The sequence below is a fragment of the Phyllobacterium sp. GQ127 genome (assembly GCF_059758635.1).
On the sequence record NZ_JCAXDZ010000002.1, the window covers coordinates 714,334 to 729,675 of the forward strand.

Annotated in this window: 21 protein-coding genes; 17 read left to right on the forward strand and 4 right to left on the reverse strand. The window is 54.8% G+C overall.

Annotated elements, in window-relative coordinates; translation table 11 throughout:
* The first annotated feature begins 59 nt into the window (after positions 1-59).
* Positions 60-344, forward strand: coding sequence for a YciI family protein (locus tag AC6CHM_RS11770; RefSeq protein WP_498173266.1), 285 nt, complete (start codon positions 60-62; stop codon positions 342-344).
* Positions 345-435: 91 nt separating this feature from the next.
* Here AC6CHM_RS11770 and AC6CHM_RS11775 read toward each other — a convergent pair whose 3' ends face one another.
* The 4 genes from AC6CHM_RS11775 to AC6CHM_RS11790 form a co-directional block, all read right to left on the reverse strand.
* Complete coding sequence (locus AC6CHM_RS11775) at positions 436-1,479, reverse strand: YdcF family protein (protein ID WP_498173267.1); 1,044 nt, start codon at positions 1,477-1,479, stop codon at positions 436-438.
* A 102-nt stretch (positions 1,480-1,581) separates the two neighbouring features.
* Positions 1,582-2,127, reverse strand: a complete 546-nt coding sequence (locus AC6CHM_RS11780; RefSeq protein ID WP_115051949.1) for a DUF1254 domain-containing protein — start codon at positions 2,125-2,127, stop codon at positions 1,582-1,584.
* A complete protein-coding gene (locus AC6CHM_RS11785) occupies positions 2,120-2,704 on the reverse strand; it encodes a DUF1214 domain-containing protein (protein ID WP_115051948.1) in 585 nt (194 codons plus the stop codon). The genes AC6CHM_RS11780 and AC6CHM_RS11785 overlap by 8 nt, the downstream gene beginning before the upstream one ends.
* Before the next feature lie 35 nt (positions 2,705-2,739).
* The gene (locus AC6CHM_RS11790) at positions 2,740-4,887 is read right to left on the reverse strand and encodes a transglycosylase domain-containing protein (protein ID WP_115051947.1); all 2,148 of its coding nucleotides are present in this window, start codon (positions 4,885-4,887) and stop codon (positions 2,740-2,742) included.
* A gap of 263 nt (positions 4,888-5,150) precedes the next feature.
* Between AC6CHM_RS11790 and AC6CHM_RS11795 the strand changes: the two genes are divergently transcribed.
* The 16 genes from AC6CHM_RS11795 (at position 5,151) to AC6CHM_RS11870 (ending at position 15,339) form a co-directional block, all read left to right on the forward strand.
* Positions 5,151-5,780, forward strand: a complete 630-nt coding sequence (locus AC6CHM_RS11795) for a LysE family translocator (protein WP_115051946.1) — start codon at positions 5,151-5,153, stop codon at positions 5,778-5,780.
* A gap of 125 nt (positions 5,781-5,905) precedes the next feature.
* The gene (locus AC6CHM_RS11800) at positions 5,906-6,442 is read left to right on the forward strand and encodes a hypothetical protein (protein WP_307283641.1); all 537 of its coding nucleotides are present in this window, start codon (positions 5,906-5,908) and stop codon (positions 6,440-6,442) included.
* Positions 6,369-7,616, forward strand: a complete 1,248-nt coding sequence (locus AC6CHM_RS11805; protein ID WP_498173269.1) for a DNA-packaging protein — start codon at positions 6,369-6,371, stop codon at positions 7,614-7,616. Before AC6CHM_RS11800 ends, AC6CHM_RS11805 begins: the two co-directional genes overlap by 74 nt.
* A gap of 42 nt (positions 7,617-7,658) precedes the next feature.
* Complete coding sequence (locus AC6CHM_RS11810) at positions 7,659-8,816, forward strand: phage portal protein (protein ID WP_498173271.1); 1,158 nt, start codon at positions 7,659-7,661, stop codon at positions 8,814-8,816.
* A 92-nt stretch (positions 8,817-8,908) separates the two neighbouring features.
* Positions 8,909-9,277 carry a DUF6107 family protein gene (locus tag AC6CHM_RS11815; protein ID WP_336440924.1) on the forward strand — a complete coding sequence of 123 codons (369 nt, stop codon included), beginning with the start codon at positions 8,909-8,911 and terminating at the stop codon, positions 9,275-9,277.
* On the forward strand, positions 9,267-9,968 hold the full coding sequence (locus tag AC6CHM_RS11820) for an HK97 family phage prohead protease (RefSeq protein WP_498173272.1): 702 nt from the start codon (positions 9,267-9,269) through the stop codon (positions 9,966-9,968). The genes AC6CHM_RS11815 and AC6CHM_RS11820 overlap by 11 nt, the downstream gene beginning before the upstream one ends.
* A gap of 387 nt (positions 9,969-10,355) precedes the next feature.
* Positions 10,356-11,591, forward strand: a complete 1,236-nt coding sequence (locus AC6CHM_RS11825) for a phage major capsid protein (protein WP_498173273.1) — start codon at positions 10,356-10,358, stop codon at positions 11,589-11,591.
* Between the two features lie 411 nt (positions 11,592-12,002).
* A complete protein-coding gene (locus tag AC6CHM_RS11830) occupies positions 12,003-12,242 on the forward strand; it encodes a hypothetical protein (RefSeq protein WP_498173274.1) in 240 nt (79 codons plus the stop codon).
* A gap of 79 nt (positions 12,243-12,321) precedes the next feature.
* Positions 12,322-12,882, forward strand: a complete 561-nt coding sequence (locus AC6CHM_RS11835; RefSeq protein ID WP_498173276.1) for a head-tail connector protein — start codon at positions 12,322-12,324, stop codon at positions 12,880-12,882.
* On the forward strand, positions 12,882-13,217 hold the full coding sequence (locus AC6CHM_RS11840; RefSeq protein WP_498173277.1) for a phage head closure protein: 336 nt from the start codon (positions 12,882-12,884) through the stop codon (positions 13,215-13,217). The genes AC6CHM_RS11835 and AC6CHM_RS11840 overlap by 1 nt, the downstream gene beginning before the upstream one ends.
* Positions 13,214-13,354, forward strand: coding sequence for a hypothetical protein (locus AC6CHM_RS11845; protein WP_498173279.1), 141 nt, complete (start codon positions 13,214-13,216; stop codon positions 13,352-13,354). Before AC6CHM_RS11840 ends, AC6CHM_RS11845 begins: the two co-directional genes overlap by 4 nt.
* Positions 13,351-13,761 carry a DUF3168 domain-containing protein gene (locus AC6CHM_RS11850; RefSeq protein ID WP_498173281.1) on the forward strand — a complete coding sequence of 137 codons (411 nt, stop codon included), beginning with the start codon at positions 13,351-13,353 and terminating at the stop codon, positions 13,759-13,761. Before AC6CHM_RS11845 ends, AC6CHM_RS11850 begins: the two co-directional genes overlap by 4 nt.
* A gap of 31 nt (positions 13,762-13,792) precedes the next feature.
* The gene (locus tag AC6CHM_RS11855) at positions 13,793-14,206 is read left to right on the forward strand and encodes a phage major tail protein, TP901-1 family (RefSeq protein WP_440806681.1); all 414 of its coding nucleotides are present in this window, start codon (positions 13,793-13,795) and stop codon (positions 14,204-14,206) included.
* Positions 14,206-14,544 carry a gene transfer agent family protein gene (locus tag AC6CHM_RS11860; protein WP_435530246.1) on the forward strand — a complete coding sequence of 113 codons (339 nt, stop codon included), beginning with the start codon at positions 14,206-14,208 and terminating at the stop codon, positions 14,542-14,544. The genes AC6CHM_RS11855 and AC6CHM_RS11860 overlap by 1 nt, the downstream gene beginning before the upstream one ends.
* 2 nt (positions 14,545-14,546) lie before the next feature.
* Positions 14,547-14,762, forward strand: coding sequence for a rcc01693 family protein (locus AC6CHM_RS11865; RefSeq protein WP_354346702.1), 216 nt, complete (start codon positions 14,547-14,549; stop codon positions 14,760-14,762).
* Entirely contained in the window at positions 14,755-15,339 is a 585-nt protein-coding gene (locus AC6CHM_RS11870) for a phage tail tape measure protein (RefSeq protein ID WP_498173282.1), read from the forward strand. The genes AC6CHM_RS11865 and AC6CHM_RS11870 overlap by 8 nt, the downstream gene beginning before the upstream one ends.
* Positions 15,340-15,342: the final 3 nt, after the last annotated feature.

A 15,342-nucleotide genomic window follows, 5' to 3' on the forward strand; every position in this document is an offset into this window, starting at 1 on the left:
AACCTGTTCTTGTAAATGCAGCTATGGAACTATCAGGACTCGCATATCAGGAGTCCCCTATGTTCATCGTTTCCCTTACCTACATCGCGCCGCTAGCCGACCTCGATGCCGCATTGGCAGATCATGTCGCCTTCCTCGAAAAGCACTACGCTACCGGAATGTTTGTAGCCTCGGGCCGGAAAATACCGCGTACCGGCGGCATCATTCTCGCCAAGGCTGAGAGTGAAGCAGCCCTGCGCAAAGTGCTTGAAGAAGACCCGTTTTACACATGCAAGCTCGCCAATATTGACGTGCAGGAGTTCGCGCCGTCAAAAGTGCAGCCGGGGCTTGAGGGATTGCTTTGAATCCCTCTTCCTGGGGGCTTGCAGTAGCACAGTGCGTGGTTCGTCTCGTCGAACCACGCATGTCATTCGTGACAAGCGGTGGATGCAAATATTACTGCTGAACGCCCGGATAGGCCCAAAGGCCGGATACCCGCATCAGATCCCTGTAAATCACCAGGCGCTCATCGGCTGAAACCTTCGCTGCGTCTTCCACGGAAGGGGCATCCAGAGCCACAACCGGTACGACATTGGCGTCAAGATCATATTGCTTGAGCGCATCTTCCAGCAATGTCCGGGCACGGCGCATGTGGCTTGAACTTGTGACCAGGACGACGCTGTCAGCGCTGTGGCGGTTAAGAAGATTGGCGACATTCAGGACATTGCCGACAGTGTCCTTTGACTTGTCTTCAATGAGAATCCGATCGCGGCTGACACCGCGCTCCACCAGCCACTTCATCATGACGTCGCCTTCGGTAACACCGGATTGCGGTTGGCCGCCTGTCACCATGATACGCGCTTCGGGATTAGCCTGCGCAGCTTTCAGCGCTACATCAAGCCGGTCCAGCAAGGGTTTTTCAGCTGTTCCATCCTTGGCCAAAGCATAACCCAAGGTGACGATCATGACTTTACCTGGAAGGGCAGGCACATCGGTGTTCGGCTTTTCAGCAATGATCTGTTCGGCACGAACAAAACGCTGGCGATATGCCTCGGCGCGCTCGCGGTCGAGACCGGCCAACGCCTGATGCGCTAGGCTTGCTTCGGTTTCGTCATTGCGTATACGGCCCAGAGCCTCCAGCCATGCCTGCGCATCAAAAGAGGTTGGGTCCTTGGCAAGGATTTCCTCATAGGTCGCTCGGGCTCCGTCGAGATTTTTCTGCAGGATTTGCGATGACGCGACTGCAAATCGGAAATCTAGCCGTTCGGGCGCCAGCTTGGAAGCTTCTGCAAAGGATTGCTCAACCACATCGTAACGGCCATGCAGGGTGATGCCCTTGAAAATCTCGGCTTCGGCCTTTTTCACGTCACCGCCCGACCAGTAATATTGCATGCCGGTATCCACCAAAGTCTTGATACGCTCGGCGTTTTGCGTGTCATAGGCAAAGGCAAATGAAGTGCTTAGCGTCAGGGCAAGGGTTACAGCAGCAATCTTCTTCATAGTGTCCACTCTCTTTATCGGGTCCGGTTGGTCGTACACATATTCTGTAACAGCGAAGCTACAATCCAAAAAAATTGCCTATCCTAGGCGCAAAACCGGGTTCTAGAGCAGCGGCGAACAGTTGGCATTTTTCAGGAAGGACGCAACCTGTTCGCCCCATGACTCATCGGGAACGAAACTACGGATAACAACAAAACCCTCATCCATATCGGCTTCGATCAGCACGGAGTTTTCAGCGGCTACGGGCTTGGATTTGTTGAGTTCAATCATTTGCAGAGGTGTTGCAATGACGAGATCCAACTGGTCGGCGATCGCTGTGCGATCGTTGATCGAGTAGATATTTTCGCCTTGGCGATTGTAAACCGAGATCGACCAGTAGGGCAGTGTGCCGATACCAGTTATATGCGCGGGCAGATCTGTAATATCAAAACGGCAGGCGGCGGCTTGAAACAAGGGGTCAAATGCGAGCCGTGCCATACCGGGCTTGGGTTCGCCGGTTGCCGTATGAAACTGCCAATCCTCGCCATAGGCCGAAATACGCGACCAGGCATTTCGATCCGAGTAATAGGGGACGAGCAACACAACGGCGATGTGAATAATACCTGCGCCGACCAGACCGAACAGAAGGGCGCGCAATAGCTTACCCATCGCAACTAATCCTTGTGATTGCCGGGAAGGTCATGTCGACAAGACCGGAATTGCTGCCCACCGGCGTGTCGTACAATGTCATCACCAAGGTCATCCGCCCGCTGCCCGAGGTGGCGAGCCAGTTTTCAGGCTGTGCCTTCGGCGAAACGGAAACGACGAATGCGCCATTCTCACCGCGCAGGATTTGCCGTGAATGCAATGCAGGCAGGCGGCCGGTGCCGGGATCGAGTGGTAATAAGGTGCGATCTGCCGCATAAAGTGTCCAAAAGCGTGAATTCGGGCTATTTCCGCTCAAACTGTAGGTGCATTGGCGGTCAAGCGCTGCGCCCGTATCATCATTGTAAGCGTAAAACGCCAGACCTTCGGCTGAACCCAGCGGAAAAGCGCCTTCGCGGGCGGCGCGCGCCTTGGCGTAAGGGTCGGAAAGCGGCGTGCCTGCATCCGGATGGGCAGTCCATTGCCCAATGGCGAGCGCGTTGAAGCCATCGAAACGATTCACCGCATACCATGCGCTCAGTGTTCCGCCGCCGACGGCAATGACAAGCGCAATAAGGGCGAGGAAGACATTACGAAGCATGAATGATGACTACACGGCGGCGCTGCTGCGTGCAATTAGCGCGCGGAAACTTTTGTAGGAAGCAAAGGCAATTTCAGCTTCGGTGATGTTTTCAGGGCCTGATCAATCTCGCGAAGCACCTGCACAGTCGCATTCGAAAGAACGCGCGGACGCTCGCCAGCCTTAATAATTTCGCTATCGGCATCGGTGGTGCTGTTTTCAGCCACTACGTTTTCCTGCTTGGGCATGGTTGGATCGATGCCGGGAATAGCTTTCAAATCGATATTCTGGTGCGCATAATTCATGAAACGCTGCCACGTCATTGCGGGAAGAATGCCGCCTGTCAGTTCCTTGGTTGGCGTGAAATTATCATTGCCAAACCAAACCGCCGCCGTGAAATTACCGGTGAACCCGACGAACCAGGCATCGCGATAGCTCTGGGTCGTTCCCGTCTTGCCCGCGACACGCGTCATGGGAAGCACGGCGCGCCGTGCTGTACCCCATTCCGGCACCTGCGAGAGCATAATGTTCATGTTATTTGCGGCAGTCTCGGTCAGAACCCGATGGGGCTTTGGGCCATCCTTGCGCCAGTCCCAAAGCATGTCGCCATTCTGGCTCAATATCTGCGTGAACGCATGGCGCATGCCGACAATGCCGCCGGTCGCAAAGACGTTATAGCCCGTGGCTTGATCCATGACTGTCATGCCGGAGGTGCCGAGCACCATGGTCTTGTGCGAGCTGATCGGTGATTCAACGCCCATGGCTTTTGCCAATGCGACGATAGGAGCCGTGGTCAAATAATCCTTGGCAAGACGTACGGGCACAGTGTTGATCGATTTGACCAGAGCAGTCGTGAGATCAATCTTGCCCAGATATTTGCGGGAATAATTTTGCGGTGACCAATTGCCCCAAGACACTGCGCCTCCCGAAACGAGTGTTTTCGGAGTCATGCCCTTTTCCATGGCGGCAGCATAGACATAGGGCTTGAAGGACGAGCCCGCCTGCCGCAAGGCGGCGGTGGCGCGATTGAACTGACTGAGGCCATAGTCGCGCCCGCCGACGATCGCCCTTACGGCGCCATTGTTTTCCAGAACAACAATCGCAGCCTGCGCGACGTGATATTCCTTGCCATATTGGCGCAGATGATACTCGGCGGATTCTTCGGCGGCCTTCTGGATGCCGGTATCAAGTGTGGTGCGCACAACCAATGTATGGGTGCTGAAATTCTGCGCGACCTTGCGAACCTCGTCAAAGGCCCAGTCGAGGAAGTAATCCGGGCTTTCCAAACGTCCGCGATCAACCACTGTCGCAGGATTGCGCCGGGCCCCGACGACCTGTCCTTCCGTCATCAGACCACCCTGAACGAGATTGCTGAGCACCACGTTCGCACGAGCACGGGCCGCAGGCAGATTGACGTGCGGGGCATATTTTGCCGGTGCCTTGAACAGTCCGGCCAGCATCGCCGCTTCAGCAAGATTCACGTCCTTGACGCTTTTGTTGAAGTAAAATTGCGATGCGGCAGCTATGCCGAATGTGCCACCGCCCATATAAGCGCGGTCGAGGTAGGTCTGAAGAATTTCTTTCTTGCTCAAATTGGCCTCAAGCCAAAGAGCCAGAAAGGCTTCCTTGATCTTTCGATCAAGACTGCGCTCATTGGTCAGAAACAGGTTTTTCGCCAGCTGCTGGGTAATTGTCGACCCGCCTTGCACAACCGAATTGGCGCGCAGATTTTCCGTCATTGCGCGGGAAAGACCAAGAAAATCAATGCCAAAATGGTCAAAGAAGCGCCGGTCTTCCGTGGCAAGGACAGCCTTTATGACGTGATCCGGCAATTCGTCAATCGGAACGGCACTGCGGTGGAGAATCCCGCGCTGGCCGATTTCATTGCCATAACGATCAAGAAAGGTGACGGCGAAATCGTCACGCGTGCGCCAGTTCTTATCAGTTTCGTGAAAGGCAGGTATCGCCAGCGTCAGCATGACCACGGAGCCAGCCGTGCCCCAGGTGAACCCTTCGCTCAAGACTTCAATAATGGCGCGCCGCCAGCCGGAAACATGGAACCGGCGGAAAAATATCGTCAGATCTTCCCAGGTTTCGGCGGCACGGAAGCGCAACTCATAAAGCGTTGAATCGATCCATGCATCAAGCCCTAGCAATGGCGAGACTCTGAAACGTTTACGCTTGTCTGGCTTGGTCTCTTTCATCGAAACTCTGTGCCTGCCCTATATCCACATTCTTATAAAGAATATGGTGTATCCGATTACGCTTAACAGCTTCTGAAGTTCGCTATTTTGAAGCGTTGCCCTGTCATTTCACCCCAGAGGACAGATTAGCTCTTTTTTATGTCCTGCGACAAGAGAAGCCTGAAAAACTTGCCTTTCGAGCATCGAAATGCCGCTTGAATTTTTCATTTGCAAATGGCTGCTTCTTATGGACTTCTGAGCGCCAGATATACAGGAGCGGGAACATGGCTATTGAACATTGGTTGGCATTTGTCGCAGCATCGGCAATACTTCTTGCTATCCCCGGGCCGACCATTCTTCTGGTAATTTCTTATGCGCTTGGCCATGGGAGGCGCTTTGCAATGGCGACTGTCGCGGGCGTTGCGCTCGGCGATTTCACCGCCATGACTGCTTCCATGCTCGGCCTGGGCGCGCTGCTTGCCGCGTCAGCGACGATTTTCACCGCCTTGAAATGGATCGGCGCGGCCTATCTGATCTATCTCGGCATCAAACTATGGCGTGCGCCCGTGGCGGATGCTGTGACAGGTGAGACGCCAGCAAAAAATGAAAAGGCACTGCGTATATTCCTGCATACCTATGTCGTAACTGCGCTCAACCCGAAAAGCATTATCTTCTTCGTGGCGTTCCTGCCGCAGTTTCTCGATACGACACGGCCGATCCTCACCCAGATGATCATTTTCGAAACAACATTCCTCGTGCTGGCAACATTGAATGCCGGGGCCTATGCATTGATGGCGTCAATGGCACGGCAGACAATTCGCAAGCCTAGCGTCCAGCGCGTAGTCAATCGTACTGGCGGCTCGCTGATGATAGGTGCGGGGTTGCTGGCTGCCACATGGAAAAAGGCAGCATAAGAAAATTTACCTTTATAGGAAAATAGTCCTTGACTGCGTAACGGTCCTGCTGTAGATATTAGTCATCGTCGGAATTGTGACCAAGGCTTCCTCGCCGGTTAGCCGCGATATTTCAGGGATTTTTTATGACTGCTATTTATGCGATGGCCATGCGCCGGCGCAGCGCCTTTGCGTTGTGCCGCGAATACTGCATTGCCCCCCACGAGATTGCACCATTGCTGGGCGTTAACGAACAGCAGTTTCTAAACGGCATTTATCGCGATGGCTATTCGCTTGATGAGATACAGCAGGGTAACAGCCAGTTACATGCTGCGAGAAAAATCATGGAGCTTTTGCGCAAGGAGCTGGAAACACTGTCCAGTTTTGAAAACGAAATTCCAAGCAAGGCACGGCTCGACGCATTGGCCTTGCTGGCCCGCACTATCGACAAGGTGAGCGACCTTCAAGAGAGGTTTGATGCGGCGAGAGCACAAAGCGCCAGCGGTCTTTCGCCCGACGAGGTCGCGGCGGTTCTAAAACGAATTGATGAGAGGATCGATGAACTTGCCAACATCCGTGCAAGCGAGCTGGTCGAAACAAAATTTAAGCATGCGGGAGATACTGGCGGCCCATCCGGAATGGCTTTTTCAGGGGCGGACAACACAACAGCCGCCGCGAACTGATTGGCATACATGGCTGATCCTTGGCGGGCGAGGCTCCGGCAAGACACGAATAGGGGCGGAATGGGTCAATGGCATGGCCCTTGGGTTTGCGCCCTTTGATACATCGAAATCCATGCATATCGCTCTGGTCGGCGAAACATTGGCCGATGTCCGCGAGGTTATGATCGACGGCCCATCCGGCATCATGTCGGTTTCACGGGCCGAGCGCCCTCGCTTTGAAATGACAAGGCGTCGTCTGCTCTGGAACAGTGGAGCGACGGCGTCGATGTTTTCATCAGAAGACCCTGAAAGCTTGCGCGGACCGCAATTTGATGCTGGCTGGGGCGATGAGTTGGCAAAGTGGAAAAATGTGCAGGCGACATGGGACATGTTGCAGTTCGGGCTGCGTCTTGGCCGAAACCCGAAGCAAGTGATCACAACCACACCGAAGCCGCTGCCTTTGTTAAAGAAGATACTGGCTGATCCGAGCATTCCGGTGCGCCGCATGAAGATGTGCGAGAATGCGGAGTTTCTCGCCCCCGGTTTTGTCAAGCATATTAGCGGGCTTTATGGCGATACCCGCCTTGGCAGACAGGAACTTGATGGCGAACTCATCGAGGAGAGCGAAGGCGCGCTCTGGTCGCGGCTGATGATGGAGGAGGTATTCTGCCCGGACGTGCCGGAATTGAAGCGCATTGTCATTGCCATTGATCCACCCGCAAGCGCCACGAAGAAGTCCGATGCTTGCGGGATCGTAGCCGCGGGGCTTGATGAGAAGGGTATTGGCTGGGTGCTTGCCGATGAAAGCTTCGCACCGGCCAAGCCGCATGAATGGGCGCGGCGTGCTATCGCTTTGTATTACAGGCTGGAAGCTGATCTGTTGATCGCGGAGATCAATCAGGGCGGCGACATGGTGTCGGCGGTGATTGCAGCCGAGGATATGAATGTTCCTGTAAAACCTGTGCGCGCCAATCGCGGCAAGGCGGTGCGTGCCGAGCCGGTTGCCGCGCTCTATGAGCAGAGCAGGGTGCGTCATGCGGCGCGATTTCCACTGCTTGAGGACGAGATGTGTGACTTCTCCCACACGGGCCTTTCCAATGGCCGCTCCCCTGACCGCGTGGATGCGCTGGTCTGGGCATTAAGCGATCTGTTCGGCAGACGCGAAAGCCGGCCACGGGTGCGTGTGGTCGGCTAACGACATGCAATTGTAAACTCCACAACAGAAAGAATTCCATACATGGCAATCAATTGGCCGTGGCGCAAAAGCGCTGCGAACGAGAACCCGCATCTGCAGCAAAAGTCGGCGCAGGGTTTCGTTGCTCTGCAATTTGACCGGGAAGCCCGCTGGTCGCAAAGCGGCTATGTCGGCCTCTCGCGGCAAGGTTTCATGCGCAATCCGGTCGCCTATCGCTGCATAAGACATTTGGCGGAAGCAGCCGCAGCCACACCATGGCTGCTTTATGAGGGCAAGGCAGAACATGGCGAGCACCCGCTGCTTGAGCTTTTGGCCAATCCACATCGCGGTACGGATGGAGCAAGCTTCTTTGAGGCGCTTTACGGGCATATTCTTCTGTCGGGGAATGCCTATATCGAGCGCGTGCAAGGCGGCAGGGGAGCAAGCGAACTACATTTGTTGCGCCCGGATCGTGTGCGTGTGCTCGCCGATGACAATGGCTGGCCGGTCGCTCTGGCCTATGGCGCGGGAGCGCAAAAGCGCACAATCCCGCTTGATGAAGGTCGCGGCCTGCATCTGAAACTGTTTCATCCGCTCGATGACCATTACGGCTTTGCTCCACTGGAAGCGGCTTTGATGGCGCTGGATATTCACAATGCTTCCGGTAACTGGAACAAGGCGCTTTTGGACAATTCGGCACGACCTTCCGGTGCGCTGGTCTATGCGCCGGGCGAGACAAGTCACCTCACTGAAGATCAATTTGAGCGGCTCAAAAGCGAACTGGAAGAAGGATATACGGGCGCGGCAAAGGCTGGGCGACCTTTGCTGCTGGAGGGCGGACTTGACTGGAAAAGCATGGGGCTTTCGCCGCTCGACATGGACTTCATTGCGGCGAAGAACACGGCAAGCCGGGATATAGCTTTGGCTTTCGGCATTCCACCCATGCTGCTAGGCATTCCGGGCGACAATACCTATTCCAATTATGCCGAGGCTAATCGCGCCTTCTATCGCCTGACCGTGCTGCCCTTGGTGATACGCACGGCAAAGGCAATGAGTAACTGGCTTGGCCCTGTGTTCGGCAAGGATCTGCGTCTTGAGCCTGATCTCGACCGCATTGATGGTCTGGCTCAGGAGCGCGACGCGCTATGGGCGCGTATCTCCGCTGCTCCATTCCTCAGCGACGAGGAGAAGCGTGAAGCAGTTGGCTATGCGTCGCGATAAAGCGGGCAATTATGCGTAAAATCAAAGACTTAGAGTATCGTTTTGAATCTGTCAAAACGCCAAACGCTCTAGGAAAATTGACGGAGAAAATCATGACAAACTGGTCCGATGCCGCCTGGATATTGGCGGCAAAGGCGGCGGGAGCTATTGCTGGCTCTGCCGTCTCTCTCGCCTATATGCTGCCGCGCGATAAAAGCGATGCGGCCATCCGCTTCATCGTTGGCATTGTCTGCGGCCTTGCCTTCGGTGGTGTTGCCGGAATCAAGATCGCTGCGGAACTCGATATTCGCGGCCAGCTTGGTGATGGCGAACTGATGCTGATGGGGTCTGCCGCGGCAAGCCTCGCAGCCTGGACAGCGCTGGGCGTATTCGCCCGGATCGCTGCACGTATGGGCGAGACAAAAGCACCGCCTGTTGGGTCGGATTCCTCCGACAAGGGGGATGCCGCCAATGCAGGTTAGCCTCGACCTTGCGCAAAAAGCCATTGCGGGCATTGAGAGGAAGTTTACCGGCCTCACGATTGAAAACGTCTCTAAGGATGGCAGTTTTACCGGCTATGCCAGCCTGTTCGGCGAGGTAGACCTCGGCAAGGACGCCATAGAAGCGGGCGCATTTTTAAAATCGGTGCGAGAGCGCGGCGCAGGCGGTATACGCATGCTCTGGCAGCACGATCCCAACCAGCCAATTGGCGTGTGGACAGTTGTGCGCGAGGACAAGCGCGGACTTTATGTCGAGGGCAAGCTGGCAAAGGGCGTTGCCAAGGCGCAGGAGGTGTTGGAGCTCATGCGCTCCGGCGCGGTGGATGGCCTCTCCATCGGTTTCAAAACCGTGCGCGCCAAGGCGGATGGTGCTGGCGTGCGGCATATCCACGAGGCGGACCTTTGGGAAATCTCTGTCGTCACCTTTCCCATGCTGCCTTCAGCACGAGTGGGGCAGGTGAAAAGCCGACTGCCCGCCAGGCAGATGCCGGCCTATACACATCGATTAAGGCTGTTGTGGAACATCAAGGCCAATGAGCTGCTGCTGGGCGCACTGAAGCGCGCAACACCAAGTCATTATAACCGCCGCTGGATCGAAAATCTGGAAGCGGAAAATCTGGAGCTGAAGCGTCGCTCGACGCTTTATGAGGCGTCCAGCACTGGCTTTCGCTGAAATTTGATCCGAACCAGCCACGCGTTTCGGCAGAGAGGCGGCAAATTGGAATGATTGCAGAACATCTGTCGGAATTCCTAAGACCTTTATCTGGTAACAAATTTTCTTTTCGAAGAAGACGGGGTCTCTAAGCGGAATTTTCCCGACAATGCCTATCTTCTCTATTTGAACAATCCGCAGCAAAATCCTCAATATTTGGCCGCTGTCAAAACAAAGGCCGAACCATCGTAAAATGACGAACGGTACAGAGCTGATCACCGGCGGCTGATCGCTGATCGCTTAAACCCTGCCAGACATGCGCGTCTTTGGCTTTGCCCCAAATCTCGGGGCGAAGCGATTGCCTATGCGCATTCTTATGTCTTCTCTTTAACAACTGAAGGAAAAATAATGAACGAATACAATGAAGTACTGGAAACAAAAACTCTGGAAGGCATGGAGAGCTTCGACGAATTTGCCCGAACATTTGACGAGTACAAAGCAACCAATGACTATCGCCTGGGCGCGCTCGAAAAAAGTTCCCGTGTAGATGTTCTCACGAATGAAAAGCTACAGCGACTTGACGAAGCTCTGGACATGCAAAAGCGGGCAATGGAGCAGCTTGAACTGAAGCAGGTGCGTCCCGCTCTGGATGGCGGTGTCAGCCCGTTGCGCTCGCTGGAGCATAAGAACGCTTTTGAAAGCTATGTCCGGCGCGGCGATGAAAGCGGCGTACGTTCACTTGAGGCCAAGGCTCATTCGATCGGTTCGGCTTCCGATGGCGGCTATTTGGTGCCCCAGGAACTTGAAACCGAAATCGGAACGCGACTGGCGCAAATATCGCCCATCCGCAGTATCGCCACGGTACGACAGGTATCCGGTTCAGTTTTGAAGAAGCCGTTTTCGATCAAGGGACCATCCGTAGGCTGGGTTAGCGAGACCGACATACGTCCGCAGACTGAAGGCTCCAAATTGGCTGAGCTGCAGTTTCCGACCATGGAGCTCTATGCCATGCCGGCGGCAACATCCTCGCTGCTCGATGACGGCGTGGTTGATGTGGAACAATGGATTTCTGCCGAGGTGGAAACGGCTTTTGCCGAGCAGGAAGGCAAGGCCTTTATCAATGGCGACGGGGTCAACAAACCACGCGGCTTCCTGACCTATGACACAGTGGCAGAGTCCGCCTGGGGCTGGGGTAAACTCGGCTCGCTATCGACTGGCGTCGCCGGGGCGTTTCCCGCCAATGATGCTTCGGATGTTCTGCTCGACACAATCTATGCGCTGAAAGCCGGTTATCGCCAAAATGCCAATTGGGTGATGAATCGCAAAACGCAGGCGGCTATCCGCAAGCTTAAGGACAAGGATGGCAACTATCTCTGGACGCCGCCCGCAACGCCCGGCGCGCAGGCATCACTGCTGGGCTTTGGCCTCGTTGAGGCTGAAGATATGCCTGACATGGCCGACAAATCTGCTGCCATTGCCTTCGGTGATTTTGCAAGGGGATATCTGGTGGTGGATCGCACAGGCGTGCGCGTCCTGCGCGATCCTTACTCCGCCAAGCCCTACGTTTTGTTCTACACGACCAAGCGTGTGGGCGGTGGCGTTCAGGACTTCAATGCGATCAAGCTGCTTAAGTTCGGCGTCTGATCATCCAGTCCGGGCGGTCTTGCGGCCGTCCGGACTTCTTCTACCAATGTCGAATTGACCGCACTAAAGATTCACATAGTTTTGAAGGATGCGTTTTCAACGGATTATCCTGCTGATTTTTAGCCTGACACTCGGCTGCACAGGTCCATCGATTTGTTTCGCAGGGGAAATTGCGGTTTCGGACAAGTTGGCCGAATTCCTTGAGCGGTATCGGTGTCCGGTCATTGCGCGATTGGCAAAAATTCATTCGAGTGCAGGTCGCGAGACTGAACTTGACCGTTATCTAATTCTTTCCACCGAACGTTCGCAGAACTATGTGCAATGCAGGTTCGTCGATGATGATAAGCGCATGTTGTGTGAGGCATCTTCAGGTTTTTTGGCCCGAAGGAAGGTGAGGCGGGTTATTACCAAATGGACCCGAACGGGATCGATAGTCTGGCAAGACTGGGATTCTCGATGGATGGTACGCAAGGTAATTATCAGGCGATTATTGATAGTCCCGAACCCGCTGCTTACGGCAAAGTGGCTGAGTTTTTGCTGAGTGCACTCTATGGCGGATACAGCCTATCCTTGGATACTCAGATTATAATCAACATGGCAAAAGATCATGAACGCAAAATAGAAGACTGCTCCAACTTGCCGACCGGCTAGCCGTCTAATCTCATTTCAATCAACGCTGCGATGCATTGATCGAGACCGAATAATTTCAACTCGGAACGAGACCCTGAACATGACAATGACACTGATCAAGCCGCCGGCTCTTGAGCCGGTGACGTTGGCAGAGGTGCGTCAATTTTTGCGCCTCGCAGATAATAGCGAAGACGGACTGCTTGATGGACTTATCAAAGCAGCGCGCGAAACGTTGGAAACGCAGACGGGCCTTGCTCTGATCTGCCAAACCTTCCGGCTTTACATCGATCAATGGCCGACCGCCGGAGTGATAAAACTGCGGAAATGTCCGGTCCAGTCCATTGTTTTGGTGAGTGCATATCATGTTGACGGAACGCCGGTGCAGATAGAGGCTGAGGATTTGCATCTGGAATCTGCTTCACGCCCAGCACGATTATACCTTGCCTCACGCACGGCCAATTCCGTTGCCTTGGAAGTGGATTTCGTTGCCGGTTTCGGTGAAACAGGCAAGGATGTACCCGATGCGTTGCGCCATGCGATCTTGACGCTTGTGGCCCATTGGTACGAGTTTCGCGGCGTTTATGGCGCTGCGCAACAGCCTGTCTCCTATCCTCCTGCGTTCGAACGGGCGGTAGGACTTTGGCGCAAGGTTTCATTTTGATGGCGACGCTGTTCATTGATCCGGGCAGTCTCAACCAAGAGTTGCTGCTGGAAAAATCTTCCGTGTTGGCTGGAGAAGCGGGCGAACTGGAGGAAAGCTGGAGCGAAATCGCCAACCTTTGGGCTCAAATTGAACCAGTTGGACCGGGAGTGCGATTGCTGGGCGAGCAGCAACTTGCCGAGCTGAGCCACAGGATTACATTGCGGCACCGGGCCGATATTTCCACGAGCATGCGCTTTCGCAAGGGTGTGCGCATATTCCAGATACTGACATTGTATGACCCTGACGAGACGGGACGCTATCTGGTCGCACGTGTGAGCGAGGAGGGCAGATGAAGGTGACCATGCAACTCACCTTGGCCGATCTGGTCCGTACATTGCGTTGGCAAGCGATGGAGCTGATGGAAGAAGCCGCTGAAAAGGCGAGCAGGGCTCAAAAACAATCCCCACCCCCAAGAGATGGCAAGTCATGAAAAGCGCCGGGTTGGAACTGCAAAAGGCATTGCTGGCGTGTTTGAAAACGGACAGTGCGCTGGAAAGGCTGATTGTGGGACGGGTTTATGACCGCGTGCCGTTAAAAGCCGAGTTTCCCTATGTAACGTTGGGTTCTTCCAATATTTACGACTGGAGCACGGCGACCGAACGCGGCAGCGAGCACCTGTTTACGCTCAATATCTGGAACAGGGCGAGCGGTCGTAAAACCGTGTTCGAGATCATGAATGTGATCGAACACCTGTTGGAGCGCTCACAACTGGTGCTGAGCGGCCACCGGCTCACGAATTTGAACCTGCAATATTCGCAGGCACGCGCCGAGGACGCTCAGGATGGGTATCTGGGCGTATTGCGCTACCGGGCGGTGACAGAAGACCTGTCCGGTTGAGATTTGAAAAATCCATTTGAAAGGAACACCAATGGTCGCCCAAAGAGGCAAGGATATTCTATTGAAGATTGCGGGTGCGGAAGGTGGCTATGTCACTTGCGCGGGCATGCGCTCCAAACGCCTGGCTTTCAACACGGAAACTGTTGATGTGACAGATGCTGACGCAGCTGGACGCTGGCGAGAGTTGCTTGGCGGCAGTGCTGTTCAACGGGCATCAATCAGTGGTTCGGGCATCTTCAAGGATGCACATTCGGATAATCTGTTCCGGCAGGCATTTTTTTACGGCTCTATCCCTGACTGGCAGATCGTACTTCCGGGCTTTGGCCTGTTGCAGGGCTTATTTCAGATCGTCGCGCTGGAATATGGCGGCGCGCATAATGGCGAGGTCACGTTTGAAATTGCTCTGGAGTCGGCCGGGCCAGTCAAGTTCACGGAGATCGCATGATGGTGAACCGGCATCGCGGCGAAATTAGCGCCATGCTTGATGGGCGTGAATGGACATTGTGTTTGACCCTGGGTGCATTGGCGGAGCTTGAAGCGTCATTTGGCGCCGAAGATCTGGCTGTGCTGCTGAAGCGGTTTTCTACCAGCCCGCTTTCAGCCGGTGACATTCTCAAGATCATTACAGCGGGACTACGCGGCGGCGGAAACGCTGTGGCTCTCGATGAAGTATCGCAAATGCGCGCTGAAGGCGGTGCGACTGGATTTGCTCGCATTGTCAGTGAAATTTTAAGCGCAACCTTCGGTGAATCAAAATCGGAACCGGCAGAGGTAACCCTCTGATAATGGATGGGAATTCTACTGAGCCATTTCCCTGGGCAGCGATGATGGCAGCCGGGTTTGGTGTGTTGAGACTCTCATCGGCTGAATTCTGGGCGATGACGCCGCGTGAACTGAACGCAGCATTTTATCGAACGCCCTCACGGGCTGCACTGACGCAGTGTGAGCTTCAGCAAATGATGCAAGCCTTTCCGGATAAACAGCAGGAAATCAATGCCTGAAGATATAACAGTAAAAATGGACGTTGACACCGACGGAATGGATCGCGCACTGGATGACTTGCAGAAGAAATCCGATTTGTTCGGACGCACCCTGACCAGTTCGCTGAAAAGCGCCGCAATAAGTGGCAAAGGGCTGGACGATGTTCTGAAGCAAGTGGCGATGAACATCGCCGGTATGGCGCTGAATTCCGGATTGAAACCATTGCAGGACATGGCTTCGGACCTGTTTTCCCATTTCATTGGAAGCTTCATGGCAAAGCCTGGCACATTCAAGGGACCGGTACCGATCCCTGCTGACCGGCCAACAGCCTTTGCGAAAGGCGGCATTGTCGACACTCCGACCTATTTCAATGCTGGCGGCTCCCTTGGGCTTATGGGCGAAGCGGGCAGCGAGGCGATCATGCCACTCGCACGAGGACCGGATGGGCGCCTTGGCGTGGCCACACAGGGCGGCAGCTCGCCGGTCCATGTCACATTTAACGTCACTGCGACGGATGCTGCTTCGTTCCGCAAATCCGAGGCGCAAGTAACGGGCATGCTGGCACGCGCCGCACGCCGGGGCGCAAGAACGCTTTAAGGA